We start from the raw sequence: 11847 nt of genomic DNA, 5'->3' as shown, positions 1-11847 counted from the left end.
AGTTACAACATACAAATAGATTGTAAAAATATAAGCATCTGAGATCGTACAACAGTAATTTTCACTAGTATAAGGGAAGTGAAATGGTAATAGGGGATTAATACTAGAAGATTATTGAAGTATTGAAGTATTGAGATCTTGAGGTTTTGAGTGTGTGGAAAATAGGAAATTACAGTAAATAGGGCTTAAATTTACTCATCAAAATTAAGCCCTTTGGTACAAAGCTAAACAACTAAATAATAGAGTGCTGGAATAGCAGCGATAGCAATAGCATATGCCATGATTTTTTCAATCATCTTTAATGGTACTTGGTTGGTTTGTTGCTGACGAGCATAGAAAAATACCAAAATACCAGGGGCATACAAAACAACGGATAATAGTAAATTAATTAACCCTGAAGCATAAATCAGCCATAGACCATAAAGGCTAGCAATAGCCCCAACCACAAATAATGCTTTATTATGACGCTCAAAAGCCACTTTGACTAAAAATGCACCGACAAGGAAATAGGGGACTAAAATCATTTCGGAAGCTATAGTAAGTAATGTATTGTAATTACTTCCACTAAGCCAAATAAGAACCAAAGAGAGTTGCACAGCACCATTAGTGAGCCATAAAGAAGAGGATGGCGCATCATTTTTATTTAGTTTGTTGAATATTTTAGGAAATGATTGATACTGCGCGGCGATATAAGGCACTTCAGCGGCCATAATGGTCCAACTTAGATAAGCTCCACAAACAGAGATAATGAGGCCAGCTGCAATAATAATATCACCACTCGAACCAATTAAATCTATCATGAGAGGAGCCATGGATGGATTTTTTATTTCTGCAAGTTCAGCTCTAGGCATGATACCAAGAGAAAGTAAGGTAACGAGTATATAGATAATTAAGGCGGAACTGACAGCAAAAATTGTTGCTAAGCCAACATCACGGCGGTTTTTAGCTCTAGCTGAAACGACAACAGCCCCTTCAATACCAATAAATACCCACAGGGTAATCAACATAGTATCTTTGACTTGCTCCCAAACAGGAACGCCAAATTCGATACCACTGAAATCTGCATTGAAAATATCAAGTCTAAATGCCAAAAAAGCTAATACAATAAATAAGCCAAGGGGAACTAATTTTGCCATTGTAGCGAGTTTATTAATTCCAGCGGCTGTTTGTACTCCACGAAGCACTAAATAGTGAACAAACCAGAGAAGTATTGATTCTCCGATTAGGGCTTGCCATGTGTTCCCATCACCAAAAATGATGTTATCAGGGGTATCAGTAAAAAAACTGATTGCTGCGAATACGATAACAAGATAAGACACATTGGCAACTACCGCACATAGCCAATAACCCCACGCAGAGCAAAAACCAATTAATTCCCCAAAGCCGACTTTGGCGTAAGTAAATATCCCACCATCAAGGTCAGGTCGTATACGAGAAAGCAACAATAAGGCAAATGCTAAAAAAAGGATGCCCACACCAGTAATTGACCAGCCGATTATTAATGCGAGAGGGCTAGCCACTTCAGCCATATTTTGAGGGAGACTAAAAACACCGGCACCAACCATCGAGCTAAGAACTAGCGCCGTTAGAGCGGTAAGACTCAAAGTATTTTTCAAAGTAAATCCTGAACGTTCAGAAATCAAAAGTTAAAATGACGTTAAAATGCCATTACAATAATTAGTTTAACTAGAAGCCATAAAAAAAGTAGACAGAATGACTGCATGTTTTCAGTGTGTGGATTCTACGAACGAAATGAGAGATATGCAATGGTAATGTATGCATTTTTTAAGGTGTTTTATGCACTTTCTTAAAAGAATGAAGGTGGATAGTGTGTGAGATGTGATTTAACGGAAACGAAGTGAATAAAAACAAAAAAACCAGCCGAGAAGGCTGGTTTTAGTATCACAGAATATTGAACTATTTAAACAAGTCAGCACTGATGGTGACACTTCCACCATTAGATTGCCATTCTCTTGTAATATGGAAATATTTAGCCCCTTTTGCTTCCGCACGTTTTGCTATTTGGTAACGTACTTCAGGCGTATTGGTGTAATATCCAGAGAATGTTATAGAGTCAAATGGAACCATTTGAGCCGCGGCTGTTTTGTTGACTTCTTCGATAACATAACCACTTGGCAGGGTCACACTAGTACGACCCGGTTGACTGCTAGAGGTTTCAAAGAAGCGTCCGACTGCGGTTGTTGGTTCTTCAGAAGATGCAACACCAGGAATGCGAACTTTTTTAGCAGCTTCACCACCTTCAGCTAATAGAGCACGGCCAGCGTCTGAATCAGCAGGAACCACTGCGTCTTCATTCAGTACTTGTCGCTTCGGCGCATCTTTCTTATAGATATAAGCTGTCGCTAATGTGTTTCCACCATCATTCATTGCGATATTACGAACCACATAGAACGAAGCTGCATTTTTCTCAAGGGCTTTTTTTGCAATAGCCTCATACAGGTCTGGTTGAGAAGGGTAAAAACCACTTACCGTAACAGTATCAAAAGGTTCATATTCGGTTGCATCCGCTTTTGACATTTCCTCAACACCACCGAATACACGACGCTTCGGTGAATCAACTTCTGGTGCATCTTTTGCGTAGACGTCTGCAACAACACGCATGTTGCCACTATCACCTACATCATCAAGGCTTTGAATGTAAAAGGCATACGCCCCCATTTTATCAGCCCTACGGGAAACTGCATCAGATGCTTCATAAATAGCATTAAAGCGCCCGGTAACTGTTATACGCTCATAAGGTTTTAATTCAGTAGCCTGTTTTGGCGTCAATTCAACAGCCGCCTGAGTAGCAGTTATACTAGTTAATGACAGCACCGCGGCTGCGATGACCGTAGTTTTCAGCTTCATACAAAATCCTTCCGCCTTGCGCAATTTATTATAAACATGCTGAATCTTAGTTGTATCACATGTACGTGATTATTACACGTAACAGAACCTGTTGTCTCATGATTTTATTTTTATGAGAAATAAATAATTATTGACTAGTTAAATTTACCAGATTTTTTAAAGTATCCAGTATTTTATTGACCTAAAACTAAGATTTTCACTGCGAATTCCATTTACTGTCTAAGAATCGAGATCAATTATGGATCAAGACGCTTATTTTCAGTAGGTTATTAGAACATTAAAAATCTGTTTATGCACAAAATAAGACTTTTCTCTGTGATGATGGTCATTATTTTAGCAAACACCCTATTAACAACATTACTTCAGGCATTAAAAAGGGAACATTATGCGTATTGGTATACCAAGAGAACGACTTGCCAATGAAGCGCGTGTTGCAGCTACGCCATCAACAGTGACTCAACTACTTAAATTGGGTTTTTCTGTGTGTGTAGAGCAAAATGCGGGTCATTTAGCTAGTTTTGATGATGTAGCATATGAGCAAGTGGGTGCCGAAATCGTTGATCGTGATACTGCATTTGCTGCGGATATTGTTTTTAAAGTCAACGCACCTCTGGATGATGAAATTCCTTTGTTAAAAGAAGGGGCAACATTGGTGAGTTTCATTTGGCCAGCACAGAATGCTGAGCTAATGGAAGCTTTAAAGGCTAGAAATATTAACGTGATGGCGATGGATGCAGTACCACGTATTTCACGTGCTCAGTCACTTGATGCGCTTAGCTCAATGGCAAATATTGCAGGTTACCGTGCAATTGTTGAAGCTGCTCATGAATTTGGCCGTTTCTTTACGGGGCAAATCACCGCGGCAGGTAAGGTGCCACCAGCGAAAGTCATGATCATTGGTGCTGGGGTTGCTGGCCTTGCTGCAATTGGTGCTGCGGGTAGCTTGGGTGCCATTGTACGTGCCTTTGACACTCGCCCTGAGGTAAAAGAGCAAGTTCAGAGTATGGGTGCTGAATTCCTTGAGCTAGATTTCAAAGAAGAGGCTGGCAGTGGCGATGGTTACGCCAAAGTGATGTCAGAAGCATTTATAAAAGCGGAGATGGAACTGTTCGCTGCACAGGCGAAAGAAGTCGACATTATAGTGACCACGGCACTTATTCCAGGCAAACCAGCGCCTAAATTGATTACCAAGGAAATGGTTGAATCAATGAAGCCGGGAAGTGTGGTTGTCGACTTAGCGGCTCAAACGGGTGGTAACTGCGAATTAACCCAAGCTGACAAATTAGTCGTGACCGACAATGGTGTGAAAATTATTGGTTACACAGATTTGCCAAGCCGTTTGCCAACACAATCATCCCAGTTATACGGCACCAACCTTGTTAACTTGATGAAACTACTGTGTAAAGAAAAAGATGGCGAAATTAATATTGATTTCGACGATTTGGTTATTCGCGGTGTAACGGTGATTAAACAAGGTGAAATCACGTGGCCAGCGCCCCCAATTCAGGTATCTGCTCAGCCGCAGGCGAAACCGCAAGCGGTGGAAAAAGTTAAAGCACCTGAGAAAAAGATGTCACCAACGGTAAAATATGGCTTGATGGCATTAGCTATCATCTTGTTTGGTTGGTTCGCTAATTCAGCGCCAAAAGAGTTTTTATCGCACTTTACTGTATTTGCATTAGCTTGTGTGGTTGGTTATTACGTGGTGTGGAATGTGACTCATGCATTGCATACACCGCTAATGTCAGTCACTAATGCTATTTCAGGGATCATCGTCGTGGGCGCCTTGCTTCAGATTGGAAGCGGTGGCTGGGTAAGCTTCTTATCCTTTATCGCCATATTGATCGCGAGTATCAATATTTTCGGTGGGTTTACTGTAACTCAACGCATGTTAAAAATGTTTCGTAAAGGATAAGGGGTAACTTATGTTGTCGAGTGGAATTGTGACAGCAGCTTACATAGTTGCTGCTATCCTGTTTATTTTCAGCCTTGCGGGGCTATCACGTCATGAAAGCTCTCAACGAGGGAATACTTACGGCATCATCGGGATGGCTATTGCATTGATAGCCACCATTTTAGGTCCTCACAGTGCAAATGTGGGCTGGATGATCGTTGCGATGGTCATTGGTGCTGTCATTGGTATTCGCTTAGCGAAAAAAGTTGAAATGACAGAAATGCCTGAGCTGGTGGCTATTTTACATAGCTTTGTCGGTTTAGCTGCAGTTCTGGTTGGTTTTAACAGCTTTATTGCAAGTGAAGGGCACGCTGATGTTGTGATGGAAAACATTCATTTAACTGAAGTTTTCTTAGGTATTTTCATTGGTGCGGTGACCTTCACCGGTTCAGTAGTCGCTTATGGTAAATTATCAGGGAAAATGTCATCAAAACCGATGATGTTACCTAATCGCCATAAACTGAATTTAGCAGCGTTAGTTGTTTCATTTATTCTGTTAGTCATTTTCGTTAAAACAGAAAGTGTCGGCTTACAAGTCTTCTTGATGCTAGTCATGACCGCGATAGCTTTAGCTTTTGGCTGGCATTTAGTGGCATCAATTGGTGGAGCGGACATGCCAGTGGTTGTTTCAATGCTGAACTCGTATTCAGGTTGGGCTGCTGCAGCGGCAGGTTTCATGTTAAGTAATGACTTGCTGATCGTTACAGGGGCATTGGTCGGTTCTTCAGGTGCGATTCTGTCTTATATTATGTGTAAGGCGATGAACCGTTCATTCATCAGTGTTATTGCAGGAGGCTTCGGTACAGATGGCTCTTCAACAGGCACAGAAGAAGAAATGGGCGAATACCGTGAAAGCACTGCAGAAGAAGTCGCTGAAATGTTGAGAAATTCAACATCAGTGATTATCACTCCAGGCTATGGTATGGCAGTGGCACAAGCACAATACCCTGTTGCAGATATCACGACTAAATTACGTGAACGTGGCGTCAAAGTGCGTTTTGGTATTCACCCTGTCGCTGGTCGTTTGCCAGGGCATATGAACGTATTACTCGCAGAAGCTAAAGTGCCTTACGATGTCGTATTGGAAATGGATGAAATTAACGATGATTTCTCTGATACCGATACCGTTCTTGTCATTGGTGCTAACGATACGGTTAACCCAGCAGCTCAAGAAGATCCAAACAGCCCAATAGCGGGGATGCCAGTTCTTGAAGTTTGGAAAGCAAGCAATGTCATTGTATTTAAACGTTCAATGAATACAGGCTATGCAGGGGTGCAAAACCCGTTATTCTTCAAAGAGAATACACAGATGTTGTTTGGTGATGCGAAAGATAGCGTTGATGCGATCTTACGTGCATTGTAATTTAATGAATCACTAATTCATGTCAAAATGATATAAATAAGAATGGGTTACTGGTTAATATCAGTAACCCATTCTTGATTTTTAAGTCACTAGTTAATCATCATCAGCAGGAGTGATAGGGCAGACAAAACCGTCAGGTTTAATTGCTAATAAATCACATTTTAGTTTATCGATGACATGTTCCGCAGTATTCCCTAAAAAGGCGGCTGAAATGCCTGTACGGCCTAAAATACCGAGTACGACAACCCCCGCATGTAACTCTTCACACATATCAGGAATAATTTTCTCAGGTAGGCCCTCTCGGACATGGGTGTACTTTTCATCAATACTAAACTTTTGCCGTAACTCTTTCATGGCAATTAAATGTTGGCCGCGTAGTGCGTTGTTATATAGGCTCGGGTCGAAATCAGGTAACTCTATGGCAATATTCATAGGGGCAACAGGATACGCACTTACTAAATGGATTTCCTGCTCTTTAATAATACGTGTTGCTAAATCTTTTGTTTTTTCAACCAATTTGATATTGAGGTCATCATGATAAGATTCCTCATTCGATAGGTTAACAGCAACAACAACTGAACCATGGTCAGGCCATACTTTATCTTTTACCATCCAAACGGGAGCGGGGCATTTTCGGAGTAAGTGCCAGTCAAGTGGGGTAAAAATAATAGATTCAAAATTATCTGTTTGATGTGCCATTTTGAGTAATAAGTCATGTTCACCACTTATCACTTCTTGAATAATGGCTTCATATGGCTTGTTATGCCAAATAACTTTAATTTCAATATCAATGCCCGCTTCAAGATAGAAATGAGCTTGTTGTTTGATCCAAGCCGCTTTTTGGCTTATTACACCTTTGCGCATGGCATTACGTTCTTCAGGCGAAAGTAATGTTGTCATGTCATAGGAAAGGTCGTAAATAGGTAAAAACGCTTTTATCCGTCCACCATTACGCTGCACGATGTAGACAGCACGTCTTAATGCAGGTTGATCATCCTGATTTGGGTCAATTGCAACTAGCAGGTTTTTATAGTTTGCCATATTGAAATCCTCTTGATACACGGATGTTTCCATATAGATAAACTATGATATTGGGATTAAATAGGCAAGAAATCTGGGAAAAAAAATGAAAACGGATCACCGATAACGTGATCCGTTTAGGGATATTAACATGTAATAGCTGAAACTTTACCTGCAATATCAGTCAGTTTTGTCATATCTTCGATAGTGATATACTTACCTTTAACACTCAGCATGCCACTTTTCTGGAAACGGCCTAAAAGGCGGCTAATGGTTTCAACGGTTAATCCAAGATAGTTACCGATATCTCCACGCGTCATTGTTAATCTAAATTCTCTTGGTGAAAAACCACGCTCTGCAAAGCGATGAGATAGGTTAAGAATAAATGCAGCTAAACGTTCTTCAGCGTTTTTCTTGGATAATAAAAGGATCATTTCTTGATCGCCTTTAATTTCACCGCTCATTAAACGCATAATTTGCTGACGTAAATTAGGCATTTTGCCTGACAAATCATCTAAGGTCTCAAATGGTATTTCACAAACCATTGATGTTTCAAGGGCTTGTGCAAAACTCGGGTGCTGTGTATGAATGATAGCGTCAAAACCAACAAGGTCTCCGGCTAAGTGAAAACCGGTAATTTGCTCATCGCCTTCTTCGGTTATTGTATAGCTTTTTATTGTACCTGAGCGGATGGCATACAATGAACGCAATTCATCACCAGCTTTAAATAAAGCTTGGCCTTTTTGAATGGGTTTTTTGCGCTCGATGATATTATCAAGTTGATCCAGTTCATGTTCATTCAGCGTAAAAGGAATGCAAAGTTGGCTAATACTGCAGTCCTGGCAATGAATAGCACAACCACCAGACTGGATGCGACGAACAACTCTTTTTTCTGGGATCATATTTAAGGCTCAATCAAGTTAAAATTATTGATATGAGTCAATTTTAACATAAGATAATGCAACTGGTAAGTAGTAAAGTATGACAGAATCGACTTAATAAACAAAAAAGCCAATCAGAGAAACTGCAAGAGATTAGTGAATTTAGATGTTCATGCTAATTTAAAGAACATTACTAAATATAAAATTTGATATAGGTTAAATTTTGGTCTTTAAACGATAAAAAGCGATATGTACGACCCATTGTAATTAATACTTAAAATTATGCTAATTAAGCACGAAACATTAAACTAATTAGCATTAATTTAACACGAAAATAAATTTATGAATATCAATTTTTCAAATTAACCTCAAAAAGGAGAATATAATGACACTTACTCAACAGTCTTTACCCACTTCGATGACGGTTGTTGACATTATAGAACCTGGTGGACCAGAAAAACTGCGATTAATTGATAAACCACTACCTAGAGTTTCTGCAGGATATTTGCTTGTTAAAGTGGAAGCCGCTGGAGTTAATCGTCCTGATATTTTTCAACGTAAGGGGTCTTACCCTCCACCGGCAGATGCATCACCGATTATGGGACTTGAAATCGCAGGAACGATTGTTGCCAAAGCGGATGATGTAGATGAATGGCAGATAGGCGACAAAATTTGTGGGCTGGTGGCTGGGGGAGGTTATGCAGAATATTGTTTAGTACATAAAAATATCGCATTACCATTAGGGAGCCTTTCTTTTATCGAAGGGGCTGCGATACCTGAAAACTTTTTTACTGTTTGGGCAAATGTTTTTCAAATAGGTAAGCTTAAGAAAGATGAAACGGTACTTATTCATGGTGGGACATCGGGTATTGGCAGTGTGGCGATTATGTTAGCGAAAGCCTTTGGTGCAAAAGTATTAACAACCGTTGGTTCTGAAGAAAAAGTGGATGCAGCAAAACGACTCGGTGCGGATTGTATTATTAACTATAAAAAAGATGATTTTGTTGAGGCGACGCTCAACTACACCTCTTCACTAGGTGTTGATATGGTTGTCGATATTATTGGTGGAGATTATGTCGCGAAAAATTATCAAGTTGCCGCTAAATTTGGGCGGATCATCCAAATTGGGATGATGAAAGGTAACCCTAAAGAGTTAAATATGATGCCTTTAATGGTAAAGAGATTGACTCATACAGGCTCAACCATGCGCTCTCGTACTATTGAAGAAAAAGCATTGATCGCTCAAGAACTGAAAGAACAAGTTTGGGATTTGTTACTAAACGGTAAAATGAAACCTATTATTAACAAAGTGTATCGTTTATCACAGGTAAAAGAAGCTCATGAGCATATGGAATCTGGAGACCTTATCGGTAAAATTGTTTTGTTAAAAAATTGATTAACTGTTATTTCTGTGATTTTTACTATTCTGCTTTAGTCATTTTTGAATAGTAAAAATCGCATTCAATATAACAATTTTTTCACATATTCAAGCTTTTTTAGCGTAAAAATCTCTTTACAGTTGACTAAATTTTGATTTTTTGTGTTTGTCCACAAATCAGAACGAAATTAGACGGAGTTTGTTAATAATTTAATAGAGATCGATTATACCTATGAATAAGTTGGCCATTAACGGTTTGTTTATCAATAAATAATGTTTAAATGATATTTTTAAATGCATATCATTAATATATTGATATCTCTTATATAAACATAGCCCGTTATGCACTTTCCAATGATATTAAGTTAAGTGACTTAAGTGCAATTAGCACGCGTTAATTGTAGTTTGAAGGTGTAGTAATGATAAATAATTTTAAAAATTCAAAAATAAATGTTGATGCATTATTTTTAGGCCCTAAATCTGAAAATGCTGTCTTTTTCAAAGAAATGATGGAGTATTCAGTTAGTGAACATATGCATTGGCGCTCTAGCTACCATCCTGAAGATCCTGATCTTATCTCTACTGTTGACCGTTATGCTCCCGAGTACCGAGATACGCTTTATCGTACTGAAGGCATTCTTAATCAACTCTCTTCAAAATTAAAAACAACGTCGGTCCCCTGGTTCTCTCCCCGTTATATGGGGCATATGAATGCAGATACACTGATGATTTCTAATTTGGCTTATGTCATGGCAATGATGTACAACCCCAATAATTGTGCACAAGAATCTTCACCAACGACAACCGTTTTAGAAATAGAGGCTGGGTTAGATTTATGTGCCATGTTTGGTTATGACGTACAACATGCATGGGGGCATATTACATCTGGTGGAACGGTAGCTAACTACGAAGGATTATGGGTAGCTAGAAATATTAAAACACTACCGTTGGCGATTATGCAGCATCCACAATCCAAATATCTACTGCAGGGCAAAACCGAAAAAGAGTTACTCAATCTCTCTGTTTCTAAGGTGTTAGATTTAATTGATGAATTAAAGAAAATGCATATTTTCGAAGAAATTCGTGATTTGACCTGCCGTGGTGTTGGAATAAAGCAAGGAAAACTCGGTAAGTTATTGGTACCGCAGTCTAAACACTATTCATGGATGAAAGCGATGGATATTCTTGGTTTAGGCCAACAGAATATTGTGCAACTCCCCGTTGATGCAAGTTATCGAACGGATGTGCATAAAATGAGGGAAACTGTATTTGCATTGATTGAGCAAGGGGAGCCAATTTTAGCCGTAGTTGCTGTTGTTGGAACTACAGAAACTGGCGCGATAGACAATGTAAAAGAAGTCATTGAGCTACGACGTGAATGTGAGCAGCGTTTTGGGGTTTCCTTCTATGTGCATATTGATGCCGCTTATGCGGGATACGCTTGCGCGATGTTTCGTGATGAAGAAAATCAATTTATGGAGTATGAGAATTTACTCCAACGTTATCATAGTGAAGGCATTTTTCCTGAAAATATGGTGTGGCCAAAGCGCGATGTTTATGAAAGCTTTAAAGCATTAAGCCAAGCTGACTCTATTACTGTTGATCCTCATAAAGTGGGGTTTATTCCGTATGCCGCAGGTGCAATCTGTATGAAGGATAAGCGGATTGTGGATTTAGTTTCTTATCATGCCGCATATGTATTTGAAGAAGTACAAGAAAAACAGCGTACAACAGAAAAAGCGCAGAATGTGTTACTTGGCTCTTCTATTATGGAAGGATCAAAAGCAGGGGCAACTGCAGCAGCGGTATGGGCTGCACATCGTTTAGTCCCGTTAAATATTTTAGGGTATGGAAAAGTGATTGCGGCAGGGGTCACCACAGCGAATTGGATGATCGACAAGATAAATCAATGTGAGCCCTTTATTATTGAAGATCGCCAGTTTTCAATTATTGCGATGCCTACACCGGACTTTCACATGATTAATTTTATGTTTCGTGAAATCGGTAACACATCTTTAGAAAAACAAAATCAATTAAATAAACGGTTATATGAATTATGTTCTTATGCCGCAGGGCGAAGTTATTCTAATGATTTTCTCACCTCATCAACCTCACTAACACATGAAGAGTATGGCGATAACCCATTGAGCTTATGTCGAGATGCACAATTTTCTGATAATGAATGGCATAAAGTACGGTCAATTTATGTGCTACGGGCAGCGATAATGACGCATTGCTTGCGTGATAGGGCTCATTTTGAAACCTATTGGATGGAATTAAAAAATATCTTTGAAGACAAACTGCAACATCTCATTAATGAAGAAAATAAGTTAAATCATTCCAATTATAAAATTAAAATTTAATTACTTGTTAGGATCTCAAT

Annotated in this window: 8 protein-coding genes; 4 read left to right on the top strand and 4 right to left on the bottom strand. The window is 39.2% G+C overall.

The annotated features are described in order from the left end of the window. Positions 1-224 precede the first annotated feature (224 nt). Both G6Q48_RS15790 and ydgH read right to left on the bottom strand, forming a co-directional pair. A complete protein-coding gene (locus G6Q48_RS15790) occupies positions 225-1565 on the bottom strand; it encodes a basic amino acid/polyamine antiporter (RefSeq protein WP_432652923.1) in 1341 nt (446 codons plus the stop codon). Between the two features lie 352 nt (positions 1566-1917). Further along, positions 1918-2868: a DUF1471 family protein YdgH gene (gene ydgH, locus G6Q48_RS15785; RefSeq protein ID WP_102140376.1), complete on the bottom strand. Its 951-nt coding sequence runs from the start codon at positions 2866-2868 to the stop codon at positions 1918-1920. Between the two features lie 385 nt (positions 2869-3253). Between ydgH and pntA the strand changes: the two genes are divergently transcribed. Both pntA and pntB read left to right on the top strand, forming a co-directional pair. Then, positions 3254-4783, top strand: coding sequence for a Re/Si-specific NAD(P)(+) transhydrogenase subunit alpha (gene pntA / locus G6Q48_RS15780; RefSeq protein ID WP_102140377.1), 1530 nt, complete (start codon positions 3254-3256; stop codon positions 4781-4783). Between the two features lie 13 nt (positions 4784-4796). Then, positions 4797-6185: a Re/Si-specific NAD(P)(+) transhydrogenase subunit beta gene (pntB, locus tag G6Q48_RS15775; RefSeq protein WP_102140391.1), complete on the top strand. Its 1389-nt coding sequence runs from the start codon at positions 4797-4799 to the stop codon at positions 6183-6185. 93 nt (positions 6186-6278) lie between these two features. On the opposite strand, the gene uspE is transcribed toward pntB, so the two are convergent. Together uspE and G6Q48_RS15765 are read right to left on the bottom strand one after the other, a co-directional pair. Next, complete coding sequence (uspE, locus tag G6Q48_RS15770; RefSeq protein ID WP_102140378.1) at positions 6279-7226, bottom strand: universal stress protein UspE; 948 nt, start codon at positions 7224-7226, stop codon at positions 6279-6281. A gap of 125 nt (positions 7227-7351) precedes the next feature. Next, entirely contained in the window at positions 7352-8107 is a 756-nt protein-coding gene (locus G6Q48_RS15765; RefSeq protein WP_068443675.1) for an FNR family transcription factor, read from the bottom strand. A gap of 364 nt (positions 8108-8471) precedes the next feature. Here G6Q48_RS15765 and G6Q48_RS15760 point away from each other — a divergent pair, with 364 nt between their 5' ends. Together G6Q48_RS15760 and G6Q48_RS15755 are read left to right on the top strand one after the other, a co-directional pair. After that, a complete protein-coding gene (locus G6Q48_RS15760) occupies positions 8472-9482 on the top strand; it encodes a zinc-binding dehydrogenase (RefSeq protein ID WP_166267487.1) in 1011 nt (336 codons plus the stop codon). Between the two features lie 404 nt (positions 9483-9886). Beyond that, positions 9887-11827 carry a pyridoxal phosphate-dependent decarboxylase family protein gene (locus tag G6Q48_RS15755; RefSeq protein ID WP_166267508.1) on the top strand — a complete coding sequence of 647 codons (1941 nt, stop codon included), beginning with the start codon at positions 9887-9889 and terminating at the stop codon, positions 11825-11827. The last annotated feature ends 20 nt before the right edge of the window (positions 11828-11847 follow it).

Origin of the sequence: Providencia sp. M-27 (assembly GCF_011077905.1) — a bacterium.
Lineage (GTDB): Bacteria > Pseudomonadota > Gammaproteobacteria > Enterobacterales > Enterobacteriaceae > Providencia > Providencia huaxiensis.
Note: the sequence above shows the minus strand (reverse complement) of the source record. Positions and strands in the feature narration are given on the sequence as shown.